The sequence below is a fragment of the Brevibacillus sp. 1238 genome, assembly GCF_029892995.1.
GTDB lineage: Bacteria > Bacillota > Bacilli > Brevibacillales > Brevibacillaceae > Brevibacillus > Brevibacillus parabrevis.
This window is the reverse complement of sequence record NZ_JARXWC010000007.1, coordinates 20,780-44,338: the sequence shown is the minus strand read 5'-3', so window position 1 is coordinate 44,338 and position 23,559 is coordinate 20,780. Positions and strand designations below refer to the sequence as shown.

The window sequence follows — 23,559 nt, the reverse complement described above, 5'->3', positions numbered from 1 at the left end:
TCGCTATTCCTCTACAATACACCATGTCCGGCCTGCATAGAAACCCCTGCCAGACACTCCCTGCCCTTGTATGCAAAAGCATCCTGATACGACAAAAAGGGCTCCTCCAAAGAGTCGCCCTTCTTCATCCAAAAATTACATGTCTATTTTAAGTAACGAATCGGGTTTTGAACTCGTCCATTTTGATGAACCTCAAAATGAAGATGGACACCTGTGGAGTCTCCTGTCGAACCCTTAACGCCAATTTTCTTTCCTTGTTCAACAACATCGCCGACTTTTACGCTGATCGTGTTCAAGTGACCGTACAGCGTCTCCATGCCATTGCCGTGGTCGATGATGATTGCTTTTCCGTAATCGCCGTCCCAGCCCGCGAATTTTACGCGGCCGTTGTCTGCCGCCATGACAGAACCTTGTCCGGCAATATCAATTCCTTTATGCAGTCTGCCCCAACGAGAACCGAAGCCACTGCTCACATATCCGCTGGCTGGCCAGCTCAAACGGCCTGTCCCGCGCGAAGGAATCACTTTTGTTCCGCGTTCCATGATCTTTGCTACAGGCTGTGCAACTACATCTTGTTTGATAACCTTGCGATCGACAACTTGTCCATTTTCTTTCACTACTTCGTATTGAACGAGCTTCGTACCGTTTTTACCTTCTTGAATAACCTTTGTTTCCCCTTTGGGAAGCTTCTCGTTGTTATTGATCTGCGTAGAGAACGCGATCATTTCTTGCTGGGATACTTCTTCCTTTACCCGTACGGTAACCAACGGACGAATCGCTGTCACATTGATTTCCTGACCGAGCTGCAAAAGTGTATTTTCCGTAATGCCCGGGTTGTTGGCATAGATGTCTTTTGAAGTAATGCCGTATTTTTTGGCGATGCAACCGATGCAATCTCCTTCAACTACGGTGTGTTTCAAATCTTTGAAAGAGCCTTTGACCAAAAGTTCTTCCACTTTTTCGGCAGGCAAAATTTGAGCTGCAGCTACTGGTTCGGTCTGCAACTCTACGTTTTCTTTGAATGTTACTTCTTTTACCGGGTTTGCTTTCACTTCAGACATGGAAGCTGCTGCTACTGCCGCTTGCTTGCCAGTCAAAGCTGGAACGCCGGAATATTTTTGCTTCACGTCAGCCAGCACTTTGTCTGCTGATTCCTGATCAGGCAAGTAACCGACTACTTTTCCGTCAATGATCAGCTTCACTGCCTGAACTTTGATGTCTGCGATCGAAGCAAGTGCTTTGACAGCTGCATCGTTGTCGTAAGATGCTTTAAATTCACGCTCTTCCTGGAATGTTACATAATCAGCGAGCGTCAGGTTCAGACCTTTTTTTGCTTTTTCCTCTTCCAGCTTCGCTGTCGTCCAGTCATGAATGACTTTCGGGTCGTTCACCACACCGATTTCCTGTCCGTTGACGATGACATGATAAACGGATGTGACATTGCTCGTGTAGTAATATTGTGCAGAAGCTCCCGCTGCCACCGTAACGACCAATCCCGCTGCGATGGAAAGTGTCTGCTTTTTATGTTCTTGGATGTACGAGCTTGTACGTTTCATTGCGCGTTTCGCCAGATCGCTGCAATCTCGAACGATACGTTCTGACCGTTCTTGCAGCTTGGCCGTCCACTCAGACCATTGCATAACTTGTCCCTCCTGAAAACAGATACAACTATCTCGTTCCATTTCCGAAAATTTTAAAAATACCGACTAGGTCATATATCCCAAAATTTAGTTTCCAATTATCTGCCAAAATGCCCAAAGAAACCAACTATGTCGACTTTACCATAAGTTTCACGACAACATCAAGTGTAAATTGCTGTCGAATAAAAATTATGACGAGCGAATATTCACCAGATGGACAAACATTTGGGGGATATTTTCATTACTGGGAGAGCAATAGCCTAAGGCAAACAATAAACAGCCATCTTTCCTGATCGTACGGAAAGATGGCTTATTTCGTCGCGGACATCCAGACTTACACTTCTTGCATCGATGTTACATCTTTGAGTGCGAGTCTGCGAATCGTTGTCTTTTCAGCGTCATTTTGCTGCTTGTAAGTGGTGATGAAGCAAAGGTAACCGTTGTTGAAATGTGTCATGGTTCCTTTGATCACGACGCCGTTGATCATCTTCACCTGTACGTTTTTCCCAAGCAGCTTCTTGGCTTTTTGATCAAATCCCATCATCACGATCACCTCTCCATTTCTCCTTATGTCTAACCTTATGCCCAGAGGGTGTCGTTTCTTGTCTGTCCGTAAAAAAAGGAAAAGCTGCCGAATCATCGACAGCTTTTCTTATCGCCTCTCAGCACATGTACTGGCGAGGACGTATGCTATTGACGTGATGCTTATCCCCAAATGCCGCGTACAACAACGGTTTGCTCGCGATCTGGTCCTACGGAGAAGATCGACATTGGAATACCAGTCAATTGGGTGATGCGCTCAATGTAGTGACGAGCGTTTTCTGGCAGGTCGTTCAGGTTGCGAACACCTGTAATGTCTTCTGTCCAGCCTGGCAGTTCCTCGTAAACCGGCTCGCATTTTGCCAACAGGTTGAGGTTTGCAGGGAACGATTCGATGATTTCGCCGTTGTATTTGTACGCTGTGCAAATGCGCAGAGTCTCAATACCGGACAAAGTATCCAGCTTGGTGATCGCCAAGCCAGTAATACCGCTCACGCGACGAGCGTGGCGAACGACTACGCTGTCAAACCAGCCTACGCGGCGCGGACGACCAGTTGTGGTGCCGTATTCGAAGCCAACTTCGCGAATGTGATCGCCAGTAGCGTCAGTCAGCTCAGTCAGGAACGGACCGTCACCTACGCGCGTGGTGTATGCTTTTGCTACACCGATTACTTGGTTGATCTTGGTTGGTCCCACACCGGAACCGATTGTCACTCCACCTGCAATCGGATTGGAGGACGTTACGTACGGATACGTGCCTTGGTCGATATCGAGCAATACCCCTTGTGCGCCTTCAAAAAGAACGCGGTTGCCGTTATCGATAGAGTCGTTCAGTACAACAGAAGTATCAGCTACGTATGGACGAATGATTTCAGCCAGAGCGAGGTACTCATCCAGCACTTCTTGCAGTTCGAAACCAGTTGTATTGTACAGCTTTTCCAGCAGCATGTTTTTCTCTGCCAGGTTGCGCTCCAGTTTGCGAGCAAACTCTTCACGATCGAGCAAGTCAGCGATACGGATACCGATGCGAGCTGCCTTGTCCATGTATGCCGGGCCAATCCCTTTGCGGGTTGTACCGATTTTGTTAGCTCCGCGGCTATCTTCTTCCACGCCATCCAGCTTGATGTGGTATGGCATGATGACATGCGCACGATCACTGATTTTCAGGTTTTTCGTAGAGAATCCGAAGCTGTGAATGTACTCCAGTTCTTTTACCAATGCCTTCGGATCGATTACCATGCCGTTTCCGATTACGCAGGTCTTGTCAGTATAGAAAATTCCGGATGGAATCAGGTGCAGCTTATATTTGTTACCATCAAAAATAATGGTATGGCCTGCATTGTTACCACCTTGGTAACGAGCTACTACTTCTGCGCTTTCAGCCAAATAGTCTGTAATTTTACCTTTACCTTCATCGCCCCACTGGGTTCCGACGACAACGACTGTTGACATCGAAAAACACCTCCTGATATCATCATGTCCTTTTGGGCCTGAAACAATCTAAGTGTACTAAACCATTTCTTGCATGTCAACGGAAAATACGAACATTTAAATAGTGGAAAGATTATATGTTCGGCAATTCAATTTAGAAAACTTGGCCTTGTCAATCTTTTTGGCCAAGAAAAAAAGCCGGAATTTACTCCGGCTTCGGTTTTTCTCTTTCTTCTATTACCCTGCCTGGTTTCGGAAGCGCTGATCCAGGCTGACGAATTTGTTAAATTCTTTGAGGAACGCCAACTCAACTGTTCCGGTAGGGCCGTTACGCTGTTTGGCAATGATGACTTCAATCACGTTTTTGTTTTCTGATTCCTTGTCGTAGTAGTCATCACGGTACAGAAACGCTACGATGTCGGCGTCCTGCTCAATCGAACCGGACTCACGAATGTCAGACATCATCGGACGCTTGTCCTGCCGTTGCTCTACACCACGGCTGAGCTGAGACAGGGCGATCACGGGCACATTCAGCTCACGGGCAATCCCTTTGAGCGTACGGGAAATCTCCGATACTTCCTGCTGACGGTTGTCGCCTTTGCCTCGGCCATGAATCAGCTGCAAGTAGTCGATGAGAATCATGCCGAGGCCGCGCTCTGCTTGCAGACGGCGGCATTTTGCCCGGATGTCCTGAACGGTTACCCCTGGCGTATCGTCGATAAAAATCGGCGCTTTCGCCAGTGTCCCAATCGCCATCGTCAGCTTCTGCCAATCATCTTCCTCCAACGTCCCGGAACGCATGCGCGAAGCGTCCAGATTGCCCTCCGCACAGATCATACGCTGTACCAGCTGGGAAGCACCCATCTCCAGCGAGAAGATGGCGACTGTCTCTCCAGCTCGTGCAGCTACATTTTGTGCGACATTCAAGGCAAAAGCCGTTTTCCCTACAGAAGGACGCGCCGCCAAAATGATCAGGTCGCTGCGCTGAAATCCTGCGGTCATTTTATCCAAATCGGTGTATCCCGATGGAATACCCGTAATGTCTCCGCGGCGTTGACTCAAAAACTCGATCCGCTCATACGTTTCCAACAGGGCATCACGAATGGGTGTAAAACCGCCACTGTTGCGATTTTGCCCGATTTCCATGATGTACTTCTCGGCATCCGCGATGATCTCTGTTACATCGTCTTCGCGGGAGTAGCCGTCGTTGGCGATCTTGGTTGCCGTATGAATCAATCGTCTCAGCAAAGCTTTTTCTTCGACGATTTTGGCATAGTATTCGATATTCGCTGCTGTCGGAACGGAACTGGCGATTTCCGTCAAATACGTTACGCCGCCAACTTCGTCCAACAGCTTGTGGTCCTGCAAATCTGCGGTTACGGTAACCAGGTCGACTGGCTCGCCCTTCTCGTACAGGTCCACCATCGTTTGAAAAATACGCTGATGCGCTGTCTTATAAAAATCTTCCGGACGGAGAATCTCGATAGCCGTGATTAAAGCTTCCTTAGACAAGAACACGGCACCGAGTACCGATTGTTCCGCTTCCTTGTTTTGCGGCGGGACACGATCCAAAAACAGGTCGCTCACGTCACACCCTCCAAGTTTGCGTCATTATTCTTCCACCACGTGAACTTTGAGTGTCGCCGTTACTTCATTGTGCAGCTTCACTTTGATTTGGGTTACGCCAAGGGAACGGATCGCATCCATCTCCAGCTTGCGTTTGTCCAGCTTGATTTTGAACTGCTCTTCCAGCGCTTGTGCGACTTGCTTGCTGGAAATCGCTCCGAACAGTCGTCCACCCTCGCCAGCTTTTCCTGCTACTTTCACTGTCAGCTCGCCCAGCTTCACGCCAAGTTCTTGCGCTTCCAGTTTTTCCTGCTCCTTACGTTTCTCTTCGCTGCGCTTTTGAGCGTCCAATGTTTTCACGTTGCTATCTGTCGCTTCCTTTGCCAGTTTGCGCGGCAGCAGGAAGTTGCGTACGTAGCCTTCAGACAAATCTTTAATCTCGCCTTTTTTACCTTGGCCTTTTACATCTTGAAGAAAAATGACTCTCATCATCGTTTCCCCCTTTTCATATTGGCCTACACGACCGAATCAATCGCTTCTTTCAAACGTCGGGTCGCTTCCTTGACGGAAATGCCCTGGATTTGGGTGGCGGCCCCTGTCAGGTGTCCGCCCCCGCCAAGCAGCTCCATGATCGACTGTACATTGATGTCGCCCAAAGAACGACCGCTAATGACAATCGTATCATCGCCTCGCTCGGCAACGACAAAAGATGCCTGGATGCCAGAAAGTGTGAGCAGCTGTTCCGCTGCCTGTGCGACCTGGACTTGCGTATAGTTCTCGGCAGGATCACCCATGGCAATCGCCATGTTGTCTCTGTAGGTCTCTGTATTCATAATGATGCGAGCCCGTTTCACGTACTGGCTCAAATCTTCCTTCAGCAAACGTTGAACAGCAGCCGTATCGGCACCGTTCCGTCTCAGGAAAGACGCTGCTTCAAAAGTACGCGAACCCGTACGGAAGGCAAAGCTTTTCGTATCGACGACGATCCCTGCCAGAAGAGCCGTAGCGATCAGATTGTCAATATTCAAGCGCTCGCTCTGGTATTGCAAAAGCTCCGTAACCAACTCTGATGTCGAAGAAGCATACGGCTCAAGGTACAGAAGAACCGGCTCGATAAACTCTTCCGAACGTCGATGGTGGTCAATGACGACGATCCGGCTTGTCTCACCAAGCAGTTTCGGCTCAATGACCAAAGACGGACGATGCGTATCGACAACCACGAGCAGCGTTCTGCCCGTTACCAGTCTGATCGCCTGCTCCGGAGTGATGAATGTTTCTGCCAATTCTTCATTGGCGTAAATCTCCCGCATCAGTCGTTCTACAGAATTGTTGCCTTCATCCATGACGATATAAGCTGCCTTATTGTGCAATTGCACAGCCTTCAGCACACCGAGAGAAGCACCGATGGAATCCATGTCCGGCTGCTTGTGGCCCATTACGATCACATGCTCAGCCTCGTGGATCAAATCACGCAACGCATGGGCAATCACCCGTGCGCGAACGCGCGTCCGTTTTTCCACGGCATTCGATTTTCCTCCGTAGAAGGTGAGCTTGTTGCCAATCTTGATCGCGCACTGGTCTCCTCCGCGGCCAAGGGCAATATCCAAGCTCGATTGGGCCATTTGCCCCAGCTCGATGTACGTAGTTGCAGCCGCTCCCACCCCGATACTGAGCGTAATCGGAATTTTGTTGTCGGCTGTCATTTCCCGCACCACATCGAGAATGTCAAAACGTGTTTCTTCTAATTTATCAAGTGCTTCCCGTTCCATCAGCGCCAAAAATTTGTCAGCCGTGATTCGGCGAAGGTATATGCCATGTTTGTTGGCCCACTCTGTAATCACGCCAGCCACACTCGTCGACAGCAGCGTGCGGCTCTGATCGTCCATGACTTGTCCAACCTCGTCCAGATTGTCGAGGTGAATAATCGCCAGAGCAGCCTTTTCTCGATGGTAACGCGTCGTTAATTCTTTAAAGTCCGTAATGTCCTTGAAATACAAAAGACGCTCATCGGACCGAACCATGACCTCGTATACCCGCTCATTATAAGTAAATTCCAGCCGTTTTTGTTCCGGCTTCCACACGAGTTGGGGAAATACCTCTTGAAGGCTTTTCCCGATCATCGACTCATCCCCGGACATATGTGTCATGAACGGGTTGACCCACTCGATTGCCTTTTCCTCGTTGTATAGGAGTATTCCGATCGGCAGCTCCTGAATAACGCCTTCTCCGGCCTTTTTCACCCGGTGGGTAACTGTCGCCAAATACAGGCGCAAGTCCCGCTGGAATCCTTTTTCCGCTTGAAGGGCGTATAGAATCAGGCCAATCAAGCAGATAATGCCGATCGCCCCGTACATCCAATGGTGCAGGGTCAAAATCCCCAACAACAGCAAGCTAAAGCTGAGTGCCAGGACCATATGCATCCCGTACCAACGCTTTAACAGGAATTTGGGCATTTCCTCAGCCCCTCTTCACTCTTGTTTCCAGTTTTTCACGCAAACGAAGCCCTAAGTCAAATATCCCTACCAGACTAAGTATAGTGCTTAAGAACGGAAAAATAAATAGACAGACAACAAGCACTGGAGTCAATCTCTTCCACCCGTACAAGTACGCGGCAAACAGGCAGAAGCTCAAGCCTTGAAGCGTAAAAATCGCATCCAGCATGACCTTTACGTTCATGATTGCTGTTTCCCAGAACGTTCCCTGCATACTGGCGCCGAAGACCAGAATACTGATCATGGCGATAAAATAGTAGTACATCAAAGATCTCGGGAAGCTCCATTCCCGGATCGGCTTAAGCAACGGAATCGGCTTTTTGATCCGTCTTCCAATCAGGCCAGCCAGACCATGGGTAATGGCGCTGGAAATAAAGCTGAACATCACGATGCTCGTAGGCAACACCATCTTGACCAAAGCCAGCATCTGATCAAACTGTTCCTTGGTCACAAAGGAAGGGCGCATGCGGGCGGTTTCTTCCAGCATGTTCTGAAAGTTGAAGTTCATCCCGTACGCCATAAAAGCCAGTCCAAAAACGGTACTGAGGAAAACAACCGCCGCTCCGGCCACAATCGCGGGAAGCGCCTTTCCTCTTTTCGCATAAACAATCCCCATGGCAGAACCCCAGACCGCGCCCATCAATGCGATCGTGGCGGCAATCGGCCCTGCGAGAATCCACCCAAGGAAGGTGTATACGACTGAAATCCACACCATGTTGGACACGCTTCGGCTTACGGCCAGAAAAATAAAAGGCAGCGGCAAAAGGAAACTGACCAGTGATCCCAGCACGGTATATGTACTGAGGAACAACAGCACCAGTGCAATACCCAGCATCAGGGCATTTTCAGCCAATTGCTTTGTTTTGGAAGGCATGTCAGCACCTCGTTTGAGATTAGCAAAAAATATGGAAAAAAGAGGGCCACGCAATTGTGTCCCCCTTTTTATCACTTGTGTAAATTATTCAGCCGTGTAAGGCAGCAATGCTACTTGACGAGCGCGTTTGATCGCGATTGTCAGAGCACGTTGATACTTCGCAGAAGTACCAGTTACACGACGTGGCAAGATTTTGCCGCGTTCGCTGATGAATTTTTTGAGCAAGTCTACATCTTTATAATCGATGTGCTTGATTTTGTTCACTTTAAAGAAGCATACTTTACGACGCTTATTAGGACGTCCTTTGCGTGCCATGATAGTCCCTCCTTCTTAGGAATGTGAAAGTTGTACGATTCTTAGAACGGCAAGTCATCATCAGAGATGTTGATCGGCTTGCCTGCACTCGCGAAGGGATCACCAAACGGATCAAAGTCATTGTTTCTCTGACCGGATGGCTTGTTACCGCCACCAAAGCCCGGTCCTGGATCGTATCCTGCGTTATCTCCGCCGCCTTCATTGCCTCGTCCGCCCAAAAATTGAACGTTTTCAGCAACGACTTCCGTTACGTATACGCGTTTTCCTTCTTTATTATCGTAGGAACGCGTCTGAAGGCGCCCTTCGATGGCAGCTTGTCTTCCTTTGCGCAAGTAGCTTGCACAAAGATCGGCAAGTTTTTGCCAAGCGACAATATTAATGAAATCGGCTTCTCTCTCACCCGCCTGGTTAGTGCGAGGACGATTGATAGCCACGGTAAAAGTAGCAACGGCAACGCCATTTGGCGTGTAGCGAAGTTCAGGATCTTTCGTCAGGTTGCCGATGAGAATAACTTTATTCATCTTGGTTCCCCCTCTGACCGCGACAATGATTACTTCTCATCACGAACAAACATGAAGCGGATTACGTCGTCGTTGATTTTCATCAAACGCTCTGCTTCCGCAACAGCATCGGAGTTCGCTTTGAAGTTCATCAGAACGTAGTAACCTTCACGGAACTTATTGATCTCGTACGCAAGACGACGTTTACCCATTTCTTGAAGCTTAGAGATTTCGCCACCGTAGTTAGTCACAACTTCGCTGTAACGAGCTACATTGGATTTTACTTTCTCTTCTTCAAGGTCTGGACGCAATACATACATAACTTCGTATTGACGCATACCTTTTCACCTCCTTATGGACTTTGCGGCCCTGTTCGGGCAAGGAGCGAGTGCTAAAACGAAACGCATAACATGCACTCCATAAATACTCGCATTGTCGTATTATAGCAAAATGCCTATGGCGAATCAACTATTTCGTACTAAACATTAAAGCGGAAATGCATGACATCTCCATCGGCAACAACGTACTCTTTCCCTTCAAGACGGTACTTTCCGCGCTCTCTCGCTGCCGCAACCGAACCAGCATCTACCAGATCGTTGTAGGCAATCACTTCTGCGCGAATAAAGCCGCGCTCGAAATCGGTATGAATTACGCCAGCCGCTCCTGGAGCTTTTGTGCCCTGGCGAATGGTCCATGCGCGAACTTCCTGTACCCCTGCGGTAAAGTAGGTAACCAAACCGAGCAGCTTGTAGGCAGCGCGAATCAAACGGTCCAGACCGGACTCAGCCAAACCAAGCTCCTCCAGGAACATTTCTTTGTCTTCGCCTTCCAGCTCGGCGATTTCCGCCTCGACTTTGGCACTGATGACAACTACTTCTGCCCCTTCATTTGCCGCATGCTCGCGAACCGCTTGCACATGCGGATTGGTGTCTGCGTCGTTGATGCCGTCTTCCGCTACGTTGCACACGTACAGCATCGGCTTGATTGTCAAAAGGTGCAGGTCGCGAATCCATTTGCGCTCTTCATCGTCAAGCTCTACGCTGCGTGCAGACTGACCTTCTTCGAAAGCAGCCTTCAGCTTTTCCAGCACGTCCAGTTCTTGCTTCGATTCTTTGTCACCGGATTTCACCTTGCGCGCGATGCGGTCGATCCGACGGTCAACGGAGTCCAGATCGGCAAAAATCAGTTCCAGATTGATCGTCTCGATATCGCTCAGGGGATCGACACGGCCTGCCACGTGCGTAATATTTTCATCCTCGAAGCAGCGAACCACGTGTGCGATCGCATCTACTTCACGGATGTGTCCGAGAAACTGGTTGCCGAGTCCTTCGCCTTTGCTCGCGCCTTTTACCAGACCGGCAATGTCCACGAACTCAAATGCAGTCGGAACGACTTTATTCGGAACCACGATCTCGGTCAGCTTGGTCAGACGCGGATCTGGAACTTCTACGATCCCCACGTTCGGGTCAATCGTACAGAACGGGTAGTTCGCCGACTCAGCGCCCGCTTGTGTAATGGCATTAAACAGTGTCGATTTCCCTACGTTGGGGAGACCAACAATCCCGCAAGATGCACCCATCTATATACACTCCCTTGTCATCATCCTAACATCCTTTTAAGTATATAGATTTGGTTTTAAGAATACAATTGTCTCCTTGTGGCAACTTTAGACCCTGTCTGGAAGCAGCTTGCGTGAAATCCTCCCTCCTTTCAAGCTCTACGATAGCTGAAGCTGGTGGGACAAAAAAAGACATGCTAGACTTTACAAAAAGCACTTGACCCGATCACACGTTAATGAGGTGGATACATAATGAAGCTTCTGCTTCTCGGCGCAACAGGACGCGTCGGCAGCCATGTTTTGCAGCATGCATTGAAAGACGGCCATGAAGTGACCGTTTTGGTTCGCTCTGTAGACAAACTCCCTCACGATTTGCCCCAAACTGTGCGCGTACTTGCCGGAAACGTTTGCAACGAAAACGATGTCAAGCAGGCCATGTCGGGAGCCAGTGCAGTCATTAGCGCTCTCGGTACGGACGGAACCACAACTCTCACCGACAGCATGCCTTTCATCCTGGATGCCATGAAGCAGGAAGGCGTCAGCCGGATTGTCACGGTAGGTACGGCAGGAATTTTGCAAAGCCGGGTCTCCCCTGAACTGCTGCGCTACCAATCGAGTGAATCCCGGCAAAAACTGACCCGCGCCGCCGAAGAACACCACAAGGCATACTTGCTGCTTGCGCAATCCGGGCTAGACTGGACGATTGTTTGCCCGACTTACTTGCCAGACGGCAGCTACACAGGCAACTATCGGGTGGAAGCGCACCACCTGCCTGTAGACGGCATGCAAATTTCCGTTCCCGATACAGCCGAGTTTGCGTACAAGCAGCTCAATAGTTTGGATTATTTGCGGATGCGGGTGGGGATTGCTTATTAGGTGTTGTTTTGGCTGGGAAGCTGCCATTTAGTGAACAAGGGGCATATCTGATACTGCAATGACGCACCACATATTCATTGAAACCTTTTCCTTTTTTTCCCGTTATAACGATTAGCCTATTCCTCAGACTTACGGTCTGGCTTTATCTGGAGGGAGCATGATGAAAAAGCTTTTGATGTATTGTGCTAACGCTGTCATTGCTGTTTGGTTCGTTGTTCTCTGGCTGTATAAGATGATGCTTTCCAGTGATATTCCCATGTCCATTTCTTCCGCTGAAATGCAGAATATGATTCTGACATTACTCATTTCCACAATCACAGTCCTGCTCTATGTTAAACTTTCGTCCAGCACTGAATTGTTTTATTTTCTTGTTTTCCCCGCTTTCCTATGGGGCTTTTCTATGGTCCAGTCTTTCATGAACAGTTACCATGAATACAATACGCTTATGGCTGTTTCTGGATTTTTTTGCATGTCATTGATTTTTGCAAGTTCATCATTAAACGCTAAACGTCTGTCAAAGTTACCGTGATGTTGTCTTAACGCAGAACGTCTACTCTCTGGCGAAAACTCATCATCAACAAAAAGCTCCCTGCCATCAACCAGCAGGGAGCCTTTGCTTTGTTTTTACACGATTTTACTTCTCGTTCACCAATTTCTCCAGCTCTATCAATGTTTCTTCGAAAATTTCCATGGCTTGCTCGATCGGCTTGGATGTAGACATATCTACCCCTGCCGCTTTCAGCACTTCGATCGGAGGTGCCGAGTTGCCTGCTTCCAGGAAGTTTTTGCGGATGCGGTCAACGGCTGGCTGTCCTTCGTCGATGATTTGCTTCGCCAGCGCCTGGGATGCCGCAAAGCTCGTAGAGTATTGGTATACGTAGTATTTATAGTTGTAGAAATGGGATACGCGCGCCCACTCCATGCCGATTTCCTCATCGGAAACCATGTCCTTGCCGTAGTATTTTTTGTTGATGTCGAGGTAGATTTTTTTGATCGCCTCGGCGTTGAGAGATTCTCCTGCCTGTTCCTTGTCGTGGATCGCTTTTTCAAACTCGGCGAACTGCGTTTGGCGGAACAAGGTCGAGCGGAAGTTCTCCAGATAGTGGTTCAGAAGATACATCTTCTCTTCTTTCGTCTTCGCCTGCGCGTACATGCTCTTGAACAGCAATGTCTCATTCATTGTCGAAGCCACTTCCGCCGTGAAGGTCGGGTAGTTGGACGAGATGTACGACTGATTTTTGTTCGTGTAGTAGGACTGCATCGCGTGACCCATTTCGTGAGCGATTGTGTATACGTCATCAAGCGTGCCCTGATGATTCAAAAGCACGTACGGATGCGTGTCATACGCTCCCCACTGGTAAGCGCCTGTGCGTTTGTCGTCCGTCGAATAAACGTCTACCCAGCCTCCGTTGAGTCCGTCAGACAGCACTTTCACGTACTCGTCGCCCATAGCCTTCAAACCGTCGGTGACAATTTTCTTCCCTTCCTCGAAGGAAATATATTTGTCGTCGGATGGAACGATCGGCACATAGATGTCGTACATGTGCAGCTCTTTCACTCCGAGCATTTTTTTCTTCAATGCAATGTAGCGATGCAACAGCGGCAAGTTGTCGTTAACGGTATCGATCAACTCATCGTATACTTTGGTCGGAATGTTGTTCGGCGTCAGGCTTGCTTCCAGCGCAGAGTTGTACTTGCGTGCTTGCGCGTAGAAGTTGTCGCCTTTCACTTTTGCCGCCAATGTCTGTGCAAAAGAATCCTGGAAGTCAATCAGGGCACTGTAGTACGCCTTGAACGCATCTCTTCTCACGCGTTGGTCCTTGCTCTCCATATACGAGATAAAGTTGGCCCGCGTAAGCTGGACTTCTTTGCCTTTTTCATCCTTGATTTTCGGGAACTTCACGTCTTTGGACAACATGCTGTAAATGTTGGTCGGCGCATTGCCGAGCGGCGAAGACTTCGCCAGCAGCTCCTCCATCTCCTTGGACAACGAGTATGGCTTGGTGCGGAGCATGTCTTCAATGAACAGCTTGTACGGCGCAAGCGACTTGTCAGCGAGCAGGCTTTTGATTTTCTCATCCGGGATCGCAACGATTTCTGGCTGCACCCACGCGGTTTTTTCCGAGACAAGCGTGTACATTTTTTCAGCACGGTCTCCCAGCTTCTGCAAATCAGCATTTGCCGAGTTTACGTCGAGAGACATGTTGGCATACACATACGCCTTGTCATTGAGCCTCATCATTTCCACGTAATCATCAAAAGCCGCAAGCATGGCTGCCGAAGATGTTCCCAGCTTGCCTTGGTGCTTGGTAAATGCATTCGCCAAAGCTTCCACCTTGGCTACGTCCTTTTCCCAATCCTGCACGGTTGGGTAAATATGATTCAATTTCCACTTGTACTCATCGGGAATGTCTGCGCGAGTCTGATAATTTGGTTTTTCAGCAGCAAAAGCGACTGCCGGTGTGCTGTACGGAATGAATGGTACCGACACAGTTGAAAGTGCAATGGCCAATGCAGTAACAGATGCAAATACTTGCTTTTTCAAATCCAAATCGCCCCTTTTCCTTCTCTATATAGCTTTTCCAATTTCTAGTTAGAGTAATTACGTTATTCCACCTTGAAACTCCTTCTTATTAATAAAAATATTTTAAATATTTATTAACAACAGTCAATTTATCCAGAGAAAATTCAGTTTTGTGGATAAGATTGTGGATAACTACCTATCCACAGCTACTCCGCTTTCAACTCGCCATTTTTTTCTACTTTTTTCGACAATAAGTTATCCACATTTTCTGTGGATACAATGTGGATAACTTATTTTCGTCGGAACCAGGGCATTCGCCCATACCCATTTTCATGTTCCTACATAGCATGAGTATTGAAACTAGGGTAGGAGGTGTTAGCAAGTGGGTATCTTTAACGGCTTTGACGATTTCGCGCTGATCTTGGTTCTCTTCATTCTCCTCGTAATCGTAGGTTGTGACTGCAACTAAGCTTCCCGCTGCCATCCGGCCTATCTGAAGGTAAGCTTGCACAAGAGTGCATCTTACCTTCCCCATTCCACATAGATCATTAGCAGGCTATGCAGCCGATAAACAATGATCAGTCATAACCTTCGTACAATCACCGGGAGATACATCTGATCGTACAAAAGGAAAAAGGATGCGCCTCGTCATAAGGCTGCATCCTTTTTTTCTGCTTATCCACAGTCCGTTTTCACTACTTCGCGCCACTCGTGAAACTGGACGATTGTGAGTTATTCGCATTGCCCGCACGATCTTGCAGCAGCCCGCCAACGAGATGAACATGATAGCTCGTGTGCGGCTGCCATTTTCCTTTTGGCTTGACCGTCAGTGTCCGCTTGCTTTTGTTCCAGGTGACCGTATGCGGGACAGCCCTGCCTTGTTCATCTGTCACTCGCACCAATTTGCCCGCCGTTTTGCTGGATAGCGTCTCTCCGCTCACCAATGCCACCTCTTCGGCAAACTGAAGCGTCACCTTCTCACCGCTTTTCACCTGTTTGGCTCCATGTCCTGGCAAAATCACCGCCTGTGGCGCAATGTTATCCACGGGAGCCTTTGTCGCAAAAGCAACGGAAAGCTCAGGGTTCAGCTCTCCTCGCGCATCCTTCAGCCTCTTCGCCAAAAGGGTGACGCGATACGTCTTCCCCGCTTCCAGATTGCCCACAGGATCGATCACGAGGCTTTTCGCTGAATCGTTCCACTCGGCTGCGAAAGCCACCTTCTTTTTCTTCTCATCCACCAGTTGGACGAGCGACAACCACGACTTGTCAGTGATGTCCCGAGAATTTTTCAACTGGATCGCCCCGGAAAAAGTCATCGTGATCACATCATCCACAGCGACTCCGACCGCTTTGTCCTCGGGCAAGATGTTCACTTTCCAGCTGCTCGGCTCCTTCGCCGCAGCTGAATGTGAAAACACCAGCAAAATCCCCAGCATCACTACCCATTGCATCCAAAACCGTCTGACATCCATCGCAAAAATCCCTCCCGTTTGAACGGTGCAGCTGCTTTTGGCCGTCATCACCGTTTACGGGCATTGTAGAAAAAGACAGACAGGTCCTTCAAAAGTTTTTCGCTATCGCTAATGGCTATTGCTCCTGCGCTTCTTCCTCTGCGCGAACCAATATTTTTTTCAGTTTGCGCTCGAACTCCAGCCGCCCAATCATTACGCTATGGTCGCATCCCGTACATTTGATTCGTACGTCCATCCCCATGCGTATGACCTTCCACGCATTTGTGCCGCATGGATGCGGCTTTTTCATTTGTACAACGTCCCCCAGTCCAAATTGCTTCCTTTCCATCTCTCTTCTCCTCTCTGCTCTATGCTTGCCCCTGTGCCTTACCCGACATCGCAACGATTTTTGGATACGGAATCTGGATGCCGCGCTTTGTAAACTCGGTGCGGATCATGGCGCGCAGATTGCGGTTGACGCCGTGGTGGGTATTCGGCTTGCACTCGGCTGTCACGCGCATAACGACCTCAGACGGCCCCAATGCATGCACTCCGAGAATTTGCGGTTCTGCCACGATATCGTCCAGCTCGGTTTGCGCTTTTGCCAGCACTTCCTTCAAAACTTCTTCCACCTGACCCAGATTCTCCTCATACGCTACCGAAACATCCACGACAGCCAACGTATTTTGCAGCGAAAAGTTGGTTACTTGCGTGATCGTGCCGTTCGGAAAAATATGAACCTCTCCAGTCCAGCTGCGCACACGGGTAATTCGCAAGCCGATTTCCTGTACAGTACCTGTCATGTTATTGATCGTTACGACATCGCCAACCGCGAACTGGTCTTCAAAAATAATGAAGAACCCGGTGATGATATCACGGACAAGACTTTGTGCCCCGAAACCGACTGCCAGCCCCAACACCCCTGCGCTCACCAAAACAGGCTTCAAATCGATGCCGACCAGTTGCAAAATCATCAAAATCGCCAGGAAGTACAGCGTGTACTGGACGATGTTGTTGACGAGCACGCGCATCGTATCGACGCGGCGCTGATCCAGGTGTATCTTGGCTCCCTGACGATGCTGGAAAACGCGATTGACTGCTGTTTGCACCAGCGACACCACAATTCGCGATGCGATGATGATTCCAACGATTTTCAGCAGCGTCATCCCTATACTTACCCACATGTTTGCATCTGCTACGTAGTTGTAAATTTCACCGTATATTTTTTCAAAAAAGCTTTCTGTATTCATTCTGCCCTCTCCTTCTGGTTGCCGTTTTCGTCGACTTCCTGGTACTTGCCCAGGAACTGGCGAAAGTATCCCCGGATGACTACTTGCTGCTCTTCCATGACCGTTTTGGCACGAGAGTAATCAGGCAGAGGAAATTCAATGGAAAGGGCACAGCCGGCTGTTATCTCTTTTGGCGTCGGTCTTGTGTCAATATCAATATCTTCGTACTCCAGCAGCATCTCTGCACGTAAAGCTTGCTGCGTGGAGTCAAACGCAATCAGTACAGTCTCTCCTTCCATCCATCTCCCTCCCGGATTTTTGCTTTCTTATTGGCAAAGCTTTTCCTTCGTGCACTTCTTATTTTACCTGTTCAAAATCCCGCTTGCCAGCTTCCCTGATTTTTCAAAACCTACACAACCTTCTCATTAGCAGGTATAAAAATGACGGATCGGTACTATACTGTGAATACTCTTCTATAACTTTTAAGCCAAGACCGCAAGAGTGGGGGTAGCCATGAGTACATTTGAAAATCTCAAAAACTGTTCTTTGCCACCTTTTAAAGTGGAATACCGCAGTGAAAACGCAGAGGATCATCTGGCTAGACACCTTGCGCAGCGCTTTCGCTTAAAACCGTATGAAGAAGACATTGTGATTGTATGTATTGGAACAGATCGGTCCACGGGTGACGCACTCGGTCCTCTTGTCGGAACCAAGCTGCAAGCGGCCGCACCAAGCCATTTGCAAATTTACGGCACGCTGGACGATCCAGTGCATGCGATGAATCTCAAAGAAAAGCTCGATTCCATCCAAGAAACTCACCCCAGATCTACCCTGATTGCCGTCGATGCCTGTCTCGGCCAATTCAGCCACGTAGGCAACATCAACGTCATCAGCGGGCCTCTAAAGCCTGGCGCTGGGGTTAAAAAGGAGCTGCCGCCTGTCGGTACGTTCCATATCACGGGAATCGTCAATGTCGGCGGCTTCATGGAGTATTTCGTTCTCCAAAACACCCGTCTTGCCGTCGTCATGAACATGGCCGAGATTATTGCTTCTGGTTTGGCCAAAGCCACTTCAATGGCTGCTTCGCCGAACCGTTTGGATAGTGTTTTGCACGACTGACCATCTTCCCTCGACCTTTTCAACATCTATACGTATTGCTTTGGCCTGTCTTACTCCCATGTGGATGACAGGTCCCTTTTTTATACAAAAATCGCTTGCTGATCCGGCAGCATTTTCATCTCGATCGGCGTTTCACCAACCAACTCTCCATCTGCATGAACCAAATACGGTCTAACGGTCTCAATCGTGATCTGGCGCCCTCGATAAAATGAAACTTTCGGATGATGAATATGAGAGCCAAAATAAATTTTCGCAAAGGCGCGCAACAGTTCCCCACAGCTCGCATTGCTGACGACGCAAATATCGGCCCAACCATCGTTTGCTACAGCCATGGGACAAATTTTCATTCCCCCGCCGTAATTCGGAATATTGGCAGCTGTTACGAGCCATGCTGCCTCCATCTTGATGACTTGTCCATCCACTTGCATGACGAGAGTGCTGCGCTGGAATCTGCGCAGTTCACGCAACACGGAAATCACATACGCCAAACCGCCCAATCGCCACCGATTCAACCATGCCTTGTATTTTGCCTGATCAGTCGCTCTTGCTACCTGCGCATCAAATCCGGCACCAATCGAATTTGCCGCAACACGCCCGTTCATCCACATCAAATCAATTCGTTTTTCCGCTGTCTCTGACAAAACCCGCTCTACTGCCACGACAGGATTTGTGGCAATCCCGTGCGCTCTGGCAAAATCATTTCCTGACCCCGCCGGCACCAAGCCAAACTTGCATGACTGGCCCGATTGATAGATTCCGTTCAATACACCGTGAACGGTTCCATCTCCCCCTACGGCAATGATTTTATTTACTCCCTCTTTTTCAATCATCTCTTTTGCCAGTTTTTCAGCTGACCCGTCACCAGATGTCTCCCTGACGACAAAAACAGCTCCCAGACCACTTACAGCAGGCTCTATCCTCTCCCAGATTCTCTTCCCTTTGCCATTACCCGCCACAGGATTGACGATAAAACCTACCATTGACTTTCTCTCCCCATAACGCGCTTTCTGTTCTACTCGTCATTATCGCACGACATTTTCTTTTGATGATAGCGGTTTTTTATGTCATGCCGGCTCTTGCAAGCTTCTTAACATTTTTGGCAGTGCGCTTGCCAGTATTTCATCGACTCTTTTATTATCGGCATTTGTTCCTTTGCTTTTTGTTGCCCGTACCAGCAGGTCCGCGCCCACCCCACTGTTTGACTGCCTCAGTCCCATATGCAAAGCTGATTTTGCCTACAAAAAAAAGACTCTCCCGTTCAGGAAGAATCTTTTTCCACTCTCTTATAAAAACTTGGACAACCATTCGCTAAAAGGAACCCCGAGAGCCGCAATCAACAATGCTGGCAGCATGTTCGCCACATTGATCTTTTTAATCTCCAAAATGTTAATCCCGATAGCGATAATCATCAAGCCGCCTACTGCCGTTACTTCTGCCAACATCGCATCGAGCATCGTCTGGCTCACAAAGTTGTAGATTTGCGTTGAGAGCAAGGTAAGCAAACCTTGGTACACAAATACAGGCACAGCCGAAAACATGACGCCAATTCCTAGTGTCGAAGTGAAAATGATGGCGGAAAAACCGTCCAAAAGTGCTTTGGTGAACAAAATATCATGGTTGTTCCGCAATCCGCTGTCCATGGCTCCGAGCACAGCCATCGCACCGATGCAATAGACCAAAGTCGCTGTTACAAAGCCTGTGGCAATACTTCCCTGACCTCCGCCAACCTTTCGTTCCAGCCAATGCCCCAGATGATTCAAGCCTTTTTCAATCCCAATCAATTCTCCTACGATTGCCCCCAACACAATACTGACGATCACCAACAAAAAATTCCCCGATCCAAGACTCATCTTGACTCCCAAAATCATGACAGCAAGACCGATGCCCTGCATGACGGTATGTCGTATCGAATCAGGAATTTTCGTCAGAAGCCTGCCCAACAAGGCTCCAACGATGATGGCGCCAGCGTTTACCAGGGTGCCTAACAAGATCACGATTGTGTCCCCCTATAGCTGCATTACGAAAACGCGGATGCTATCTCTCTCACGGCGTTCATAAGCGCTTCTACGTCTTTCTCTGTGTTGAAAATCCCAAAACTGGCACGCACAGCTCCACGCTGCTCGGTCCCTACTGTTTGATGCCCAAGCGGTGTGCAATGATACCCTGATCTCGTAGCGATTCCATACTGCTGATCGAGAATAAACGAGACTTCAGAAGCATCCACTTCCCCGATATTGAAGGCGATGACGGAAACCCGTTCTGTCTCAATCCCTGGACCATACACCTGAACGCCGGGAATTTGCTGTAAACCAATGATCGTTTGCTTCGCCAGCTCCCACTCGTGCTCGCGGATGCGATCGACACCTCGTTCGAGAATGAAATCGACGCCAGCCTGCAAACCGGCCAAACCAGCCGTATTTAACGTACCGCTCTCATATCGGTCAGGGCGTGTAGTCGGTTGATCAATCGCTTCCGATTGGCTTCCTGTTCCCCCATGAATCAAAGGCTCCAAATCGATGTCGCCATGCACGTATAAACCGCCCGTGCCTTGTGGCCCATACAGCCCTTTATGCCCAGGAAACGCCAGCATATCGATCTTCATTTCCTCTACGTGAATCGGCAGTACCCCGGCTGTTTGAGAAGCGTCTACCAAAAAGGCGATACCTCTTTCTTTTGCCAGTTGCCCCAATTCAGCGATCGGCAAAATCACACCTGTGAGATTGGAAGCGTGGCTGACTACCAGCAAGCGCGTATTCGGTTGAATCGCCTTGACAAAGTCCTCTACATGAAAAAGGAAATCCGCTCTCGGCTCGACAAAAGTCGCTTCTACTTGATGCTCACGGCGCATATATTCAATCGGACGTCTGACAGAGTTATGCTCCACGGAAGAAGCAATCACATGATCGCCAGCTTTCAGGTAGCCTTTGATCGCCTGATTGAGTGCTTGTGTCGCATTTAGATAAAAAAAGAGGTTATTCGGGTTTTGAATCCCAAACAACCGCGATAACTGCACGCGTGTCCGAAACACGGTCTTGCTCGCTTTCATCGCCAAGGTATGTCCACCTCGACCAGGGTTAGCGGCAAAATCTTCGATGGCCTCAGCCATTCGCTCCTTCACGCCTGGTGGCTTTGGCCAAGTTGACGCTGCGTTATCCAAATAGATGATCGCCATGACTACCTCCCGGACTTACTTCTCATCATTCAGTATCTCAATGATTCGCTGCAAATCTTCCTGCGAATAAAAGTCAATTTCGATCTTGCCGCGTTTTGCGCCCTTTTTAATTTTGACGGCGGTTCCAAAGCGACTGCGCAACCGTTCTTCCATCTCTATCAAAATCGGCTCATTTTTTGCCGGCTTTTTTTTCTTTGTTTCACGTGAAACATTCAACTGCTTGACCAGTTCTTCCAATTGGCGGACGTTCAGACCTTTTTCCACGACATCCTTCGCCAACTGCATTTGCATGTTTTCATCCGATACACTCAACAGTGCACGGGCGTGCCCCATCGTCAGCTCTGTAGCTGCGACCAGCTTGCGAATGCTTTCGGGAAGCTGCAACAATCTCAGCATATTCGCTACGTGCGGTCTGCTTTTTCCGATCCGTTGTGCAAGCTGCTCCTGCGTGTACTCATGGTGTGCGATCAGCTTTTCGTACGCTTCGGCTTCTTCCAAAGGGTTCAGGTTTTCCCTTTGCAGGTTTTCAATCAGGGCGATTTCCATCAACTGCTGATCCGTATAAGCTTTGACCACTACAGGGACTTGTTTCAATCCCGCCAGCTTTGCGGCGCGCAAACGTCTTTCTCCCGCTACCAGCTCAAATCCCTTGATGCTCTTCCGAACAATCAATGGTTGGATAATGCCATGCTCTCGAATGGAGTGTGCCAATTCATCAATAGCCGATTGTTCAAATTCTTTACGGGGCTGATACGGGTTGGGACGAATCTCACTGACGGAGACTTCTTTCACTTGCTCCCCTTCTTCAATGAGATTGGAGGTAATAAGCGCATTCAGCCCTTTTCCCAAACCTCTACTCATACCCCAACCACTTCCTTCGCCAAGTCAGAATAAACTTCTGCACCACGCGAACGTGGATCGTACGTGATAATGGCTTGTCCATGTGATGGCGCTTCGCTCAAGCGAACATTGCGTGGAATAATCGTTTTGTATACTTTCTCCTGGAAATACTTTTTCACTTCTTCAATGACTTGCAGCCCCAAGTTGGTGCGTGCATCCAGCATCGTCAGCACGACCCCTTCGATCGACAACTGCGAATTGAGATGTTTTTGGACCAGTCGGATCGTATTCAACAACTGACTCAAACCTTCCAATGCATAGTATTCGCATTGAATCGGAATCAAAACGGAATCAGCAGCAGTCAACGAATTGACTGTCAAAATCCCCAAAGAAGGCGGGCAATCGATAATGACGAAATCGTATTTGTCCTTCACTACTTCCAGCGCTTTTTTCAAACGTACTTCTCTGGAAATGGTCGGAACCAATTCGATTTCCGCTCCCGCCAATTGAATCGTAGCCGGAATGATCATCAATCCTTCGATCTCGGTAGGCAAAGTCGCATCTACGGGGCTGATGTCATTAATGAGAACATCATAAATACAATAGCGCACATCGGCTTTGTTTACCCCGATACCACTGGTTGCGTTCCCTTGTGGATCAATATCCACCAGCAGCACCTTTTTCCCCAATGCGGCCAGACAAGCACTTAGATTGACGGACGTAGTCGTTTTTCCGACGCCGCCTTTCTGGTTCGCAACCGCAATGATTTTACCCAACTTCTCCACCTCATTCTCTTCGTGTAGGAATGCCGCTGATTATGCCATAAAACAATCGACAGCCTTCCGGAACGCCCATATCAATATCTATTTACGCTCATTGACTCATAAATGGATCATTTTCATTGCCTGGACAGTTGCTTGTACAGCCTGAACGTTCAGTTCAGTGCGGTGCTTGCCATTTGTGCAACAATCCCGCCGTCTGACACATAACGTACTCTGCAAACATCAGCCTGCTCCACCATGAAAAGTGATCCTCGTTACCTATAATTACGCACTCTTTCTGCCATTCGCTACATGGTGCCCAAAAACTCGTTCATCCTCTGGGCTATGGATACGAACAAACCGCAAGACGCCCTTCCATTTTACAGAAGTGAACAGCCATTAATCGCATGATCTGGCTCGGTAATACCCATGTTACCAGATTTAATGCTTGCCCGTACGCTGTTTTTTTGATATTGAGACAATTTGTCTTTAATTTTGCCCGAACAGTTCCAATTGACCCCTTTTTGCTGGAAAAGATGCGCCTGATTCTGACAAACGTTTACAGACAAATCGATTTTGAACAGAAAAAACTCCCTGCCCGCCTATCTGCTTTTCCCCGTTTATCCTACCATCATGTTTTGCTACTTTCGACATTTGCCCAAAAAGAAAGG

The 23,559-nt window shown here is 48.7% G+C and carries 25 protein-coding genes; 4 read left to right on the top strand and 21 right to left on the bottom strand.

All coding sequences use genetic code 11. The annotated features are described in order from the left end of the window. Positions 1 to 143: 143 nt before the first annotated feature. From M2298_RS17285 to ychF, 11 genes are all read right to left on the bottom strand, one after another. Positions 144 to 1,640: a M23 family metallopeptidase gene (locus tag M2298_RS17285; RefSeq protein ID WP_122962251.1), complete on the bottom strand. Its 1,497-nt coding sequence runs from the start codon at positions 1,638 to 1,640 to the stop codon at positions 144 to 146. Positions 1,641 to 1,974: 334 nt separating this feature from the next. Beyond that, positions 1,975 to 2,184, bottom strand: coding sequence for a hypothetical protein (locus M2298_RS17280; protein ID WP_007780462.1), 210 nt, complete (start codon positions 2,182 to 2,184; stop codon positions 1,975 to 1,977). A gap of 161 nt (positions 2,185 to 2,345) precedes the next feature. Continuing rightward, positions 2,346 to 3,632, bottom strand: coding sequence for an adenylosuccinate synthase (locus tag M2298_RS17275; RefSeq protein ID WP_122962250.1), 1,287 nt, complete (start codon positions 3,630 to 3,632; stop codon positions 2,346 to 2,348). A 216-nt stretch (positions 3,633 to 3,848) separates the two neighbouring features. After that, positions 3,849 to 5,198, bottom strand: a complete 1,350-nt coding sequence (gene dnaB / locus M2298_RS17270; RefSeq protein ID WP_122962249.1) for a replicative DNA helicase — start codon at positions 5,196 to 5,198, stop codon at positions 3,849 to 3,851. 24 nt (positions 5,199 to 5,222) lie between these two features. Beyond that, positions 5,223 to 5,666, bottom strand: a complete 444-nt coding sequence (rplI, locus tag M2298_RS17265) for a 50S ribosomal protein L9 (protein WP_122962248.1) — start codon at positions 5,664 to 5,666, stop codon at positions 5,223 to 5,225. Positions 5,667 to 5,692: 26 nt separating this feature from the next. Beyond that, entirely contained in the window at positions 5,693 to 7,630 is a 1,938-nt protein-coding gene (locus M2298_RS17260; RefSeq protein WP_063231664.1) for a DHH family phosphoesterase, read from the bottom strand. Between the two features lie 4 nt (positions 7,631 to 7,634). Next, positions 7,635 to 8,543 (bottom strand): DUF2232 domain-containing protein, encoded by a 909-nt coding sequence (locus tag M2298_RS17255; protein WP_173598916.1) that lies wholly within the window; start codon positions 8,541 to 8,543, stop codon positions 7,635 to 7,637. 84 nt (positions 8,544 to 8,627) lie between these two features. Then, on the bottom strand, positions 8,628 to 8,858 hold the full coding sequence (rpsR, locus tag M2298_RS17250; protein WP_005831740.1) for a 30S ribosomal protein S18: 231 nt from the start codon (positions 8,856 to 8,858) through the stop codon (positions 8,628 to 8,630). Positions 8,859 to 8,899: 41 nt separating this feature from the next. Then, a complete protein-coding gene (locus M2298_RS17245) occupies positions 8,900 to 9,379 on the bottom strand; it encodes a single-stranded DNA-binding protein (protein WP_063231668.1) in 480 nt (159 codons plus the stop codon). Between the two features lie 29 nt (positions 9,380 to 9,408). Continuing rightward, on the bottom strand, positions 9,409 to 9,696 hold the full coding sequence (rpsF, locus tag M2298_RS17240) for a 30S ribosomal protein S6 (RefSeq protein WP_047070274.1): 288 nt from the start codon (positions 9,694 to 9,696) through the stop codon (positions 9,409 to 9,411). Between the two features lie 140 nt (positions 9,697 to 9,836). Beyond that, positions 9,837 to 10,937, bottom strand: coding sequence for a redox-regulated ATPase YchF (ychF, locus tag M2298_RS17235; protein WP_122962245.1), 1,101 nt, complete (start codon positions 10,935 to 10,937; stop codon positions 9,837 to 9,839). A gap of 231 nt (positions 10,938 to 11,168) precedes the next feature. On the opposite strand from ychF, the gene M2298_RS17230 reads away from it, so the two are divergent. After that, positions 11,169 to 11,792, top strand: coding sequence for an NAD(P)-dependent oxidoreductase (locus M2298_RS17230; protein WP_217021979.1), 624 nt, complete (start codon positions 11,169 to 11,171; stop codon positions 11,790 to 11,792). Positions 11,793 to 11,952: 160 nt separating this feature from the next. Beyond that, the gene (locus M2298_RS17225; protein ID WP_229049782.1) at positions 11,953 to 12,321 is read left to right on the top strand and encodes a hypothetical protein; all 369 of its coding nucleotides are present in this window, start codon (positions 11,953 to 11,955) and stop codon (positions 12,319 to 12,321) included. Positions 12,322 to 12,426: 105 nt separating this feature from the next. Here M2298_RS17225 and pepF read toward each other — a convergent pair whose 3' ends face one another. Then, the gene (pepF, locus tag M2298_RS17220; protein WP_122962397.1) at positions 12,427 to 14,337 is read right to left on the bottom strand and encodes an oligoendopeptidase F; all 1,911 of its coding nucleotides are present in this window, start codon (positions 14,335 to 14,337) and stop codon (positions 12,427 to 12,429) included. Positions 14,338 to 14,698: 361 nt separating this feature from the next. Between pepF and M2298_RS17215 the strand changes: the two genes are divergently transcribed. Beyond that, positions 14,699 to 14,785 (top strand): YjcZ family sporulation protein, encoded by an 87-nt coding sequence (locus tag M2298_RS17215; protein ID WP_016739383.1) that lies wholly within the window; start codon positions 14,699 to 14,701, stop codon positions 14,783 to 14,785. A 226-nt stretch (positions 14,786 to 15,011) separates the two neighbouring features. Here the strand turns inward: M2298_RS17215 and M2298_RS17210 are convergent, their stop codons facing one another. The 4 genes from M2298_RS17210 to M2298_RS17195 all read right to left on the bottom strand — a co-directional run bounded on the left by M2298_RS17210 (position 15,012) and on the right by M2298_RS17195 (position 17,295). Then, positions 15,012 to 15,788 carry an Ig-like domain-containing domain gene (locus M2298_RS17210; protein ID WP_280648778.1) on the bottom strand — a complete coding sequence of 259 codons (777 nt, stop codon included), beginning with the start codon at positions 15,786 to 15,788 and terminating at the stop codon, positions 15,012 to 15,014. Between the two features lie 115 nt (positions 15,789 to 15,903). Further along, entirely contained in the window at positions 15,904 to 16,116 is a 213-nt protein-coding gene (locus M2298_RS17205; RefSeq protein ID WP_063231675.1) for a DUF951 domain-containing protein, read from the bottom strand. A 19-nt stretch (positions 16,117 to 16,135) separates the two neighbouring features. Continuing rightward, positions 16,136 to 17,017 (bottom strand): mechanosensitive ion channel family protein, encoded by an 882-nt coding sequence (locus tag M2298_RS17200; protein WP_173598913.1) that lies wholly within the window; start codon positions 17,015 to 17,017, stop codon positions 16,136 to 16,138. Continuing rightward, positions 17,014 to 17,295: a putative Se/S carrier protein gene (locus tag M2298_RS17195; protein ID WP_122962241.1), complete on the bottom strand. Its 282-nt coding sequence runs from the start codon at positions 17,293 to 17,295 to the stop codon at positions 17,014 to 17,016. Before M2298_RS17195 ends, M2298_RS17200 begins: the two co-directional genes overlap by 4 nt. Before the next feature lie 214 nt (positions 17,296 to 17,509). Here M2298_RS17195 and yyaC point away from each other — a divergent pair, with 214 nt between their 5' ends. Further along, positions 17,510 to 18,115, top strand: a complete 606-nt coding sequence (yyaC, locus tag M2298_RS17190; RefSeq protein ID WP_122962240.1) for a spore protease YyaC — start codon at positions 17,510 to 17,512, stop codon at positions 18,113 to 18,115. An 80-nt stretch (positions 18,116 to 18,195) separates the two neighbouring features. Here yyaC and M2298_RS17185 read toward each other — a convergent pair whose 3' ends face one another. From M2298_RS17185 to M2298_RS17165, 5 genes are all read right to left on the bottom strand, one after another. Next, complete coding sequence (locus M2298_RS17185) at positions 18,196 to 19,095, bottom strand: diacylglycerol/lipid kinase family protein (RefSeq protein ID WP_280648777.1); 900 nt, start codon at positions 19,093 to 19,095, stop codon at positions 18,196 to 18,198. A gap of 303 nt (positions 19,096 to 19,398) precedes the next feature. Then, on the bottom strand, positions 19,399 to 20,109 hold the full coding sequence (locus tag M2298_RS17180; RefSeq protein WP_122962238.1) for a DUF554 domain-containing protein: 711 nt from the start codon (positions 20,107 to 20,109) through the stop codon (positions 19,399 to 19,401). A 23-nt stretch (positions 20,110 to 20,132) separates the two neighbouring features. Next, positions 20,133 to 21,287, bottom strand: coding sequence for an aminotransferase class V-fold PLP-dependent enzyme (locus tag M2298_RS17175; RefSeq protein ID WP_280648776.1), 1,155 nt, complete (start codon positions 21,285 to 21,287; stop codon positions 20,133 to 20,135). A gap of 15 nt (positions 21,288 to 21,302) precedes the next feature. Then, positions 21,303 to 22,148: a ParB/RepB/Spo0J family partition protein gene (locus M2298_RS17170; RefSeq protein WP_122962236.1), complete on the bottom strand. Its 846-nt coding sequence runs from the start codon at positions 22,146 to 22,148 to the stop codon at positions 21,303 to 21,305. Next, positions 22,145 to 22,903: a ParA family protein gene (locus M2298_RS17165; RefSeq protein ID WP_063231686.1), complete on the bottom strand. Its 759-nt coding sequence runs from the start codon at positions 22,901 to 22,903 to the stop codon at positions 22,145 to 22,147. The genes M2298_RS17170 and M2298_RS17165 overlap by 4 nt, the downstream gene beginning before the upstream one ends. Between the last annotated feature and the right edge of the window lie 656 nt (positions 22,904 to 23,559).

Coding starts and splice junctions, on each gene's coding strand:
- M2298_RS17285 (WP_122962251.1), bottom strand. CDS start 1,640: ATGCAATGGTCTGAGTGGACGGCCAAGCTGCAAGAACGGTCAGAACGT.
- yyaC (WP_122962240.1), top strand. CDS start 17,510: ATGAGTACATTTGAAAATCTCAAAAACTGTTCTTTGCCACCTTTTAAA.
- M2298_RS17225 (WP_229049782.1), top strand. CDS start 11,953: ATGAAAAAGCTTTTGATGTATTGTGCTAACGCTGTCATTGCTGTTTGG.
- M2298_RS17230 (WP_217021979.1), top strand. CDS start 11,169: ATGAAGCTTCTGCTTCTCGGCGCAACAGGACGCGTCGGCAGCCATGTT.
- rpsR (WP_005831740.1), bottom strand. CDS start 8,858: ATGGCACGCAAAGGACGTCCTAATAAGCGTCGTAAAGTATGCTTCTTT.
- M2298_RS17205 (WP_063231675.1), bottom strand. CDS start 16,116: ATGGAAAGGAAGCAATTTGGACTGGGGGACGTTGTACAAATGAAAAAG.
- rplI (WP_122962248.1), bottom strand. CDS start 5,666: ATGAGAGTCATTTTTCTTCAAGATGTAAAAGGCCAAGGTAAAAAAGGC.
- M2298_RS17275 (WP_122962250.1), bottom strand. CDS start 3,632: ATGTCAACAGTCGTTGTCGTCGGAACCCAGTGGGGCGATGAAGGTAAA.
- M2298_RS17200 (WP_173598913.1), bottom strand. CDS start 17,017: ATGAATACAGAAAGCTTTTTTGAAAAAATATACGGTGAAATTTACAAC.
- M2298_RS17170 (WP_122962236.1), bottom strand. CDS start 22,148: ATGAGTAGAGGTTTGGGAAAAGGGCTGAATGCGCTTATTACCTCCAAT.
- rpsF (WP_047070274.1), bottom strand. CDS start 9,696: ATGCGTCAATACGAAGTTATGTATGTATTGCGTCCAGACCTTGAAGAA.
- M2298_RS17175 (WP_280648776.1), bottom strand. CDS start 21,287: ATGGCGATCATCTATTTGGATAACGCAGCGTCAACTTGGCCAAAGCCA.
- M2298_RS17195 (WP_122962241.1), bottom strand. CDS start 17,295: ATGGAAGGAGAGACTGTACTGATTGCGTTTGACTCCACGCAGCAAGCT.
- M2298_RS17280 (WP_007780462.1), bottom strand. CDS start 2,184: ATGATGGGATTTGATCAAAAAGCCAAGAAGCTGCTTGGGAAAAACGTA.
- M2298_RS17245 (WP_063231668.1), bottom strand. CDS start 9,379: ATGAATAAAGTTATTCTCATCGGCAACCTGACGAAAGATCCTGAACTT.
- ychF (WP_122962245.1), bottom strand. CDS start 10,937: ATGGGTGCATCTTGCGGGATTGTTGGTCTCCCCAACGTAGGGAAATCG.
- M2298_RS17210 (WP_280648778.1), bottom strand. CDS start 15,788: ATGGATGTCAGACGGTTTTGGATGCAATGGGTAGTGATGCTGGGGATT.
- M2298_RS17185 (WP_280648777.1), bottom strand. CDS start 19,095: ATGGTAGGTTTTATCGTCAATCCTGTGGCGGGTAATGGCAAAGGGAAG.
- M2298_RS17260 (WP_063231664.1), bottom strand. CDS start 7,630: ATGCCCAAATTCCTGTTAAAGCGTTGGTACGGGATGCATATGGTCCTG.
- M2298_RS17255 (WP_173598916.1), bottom strand. CDS start 8,543: ATGCCTTCCAAAACAAAGCAATTGGCTGAAAATGCCCTGATGCTGGGT.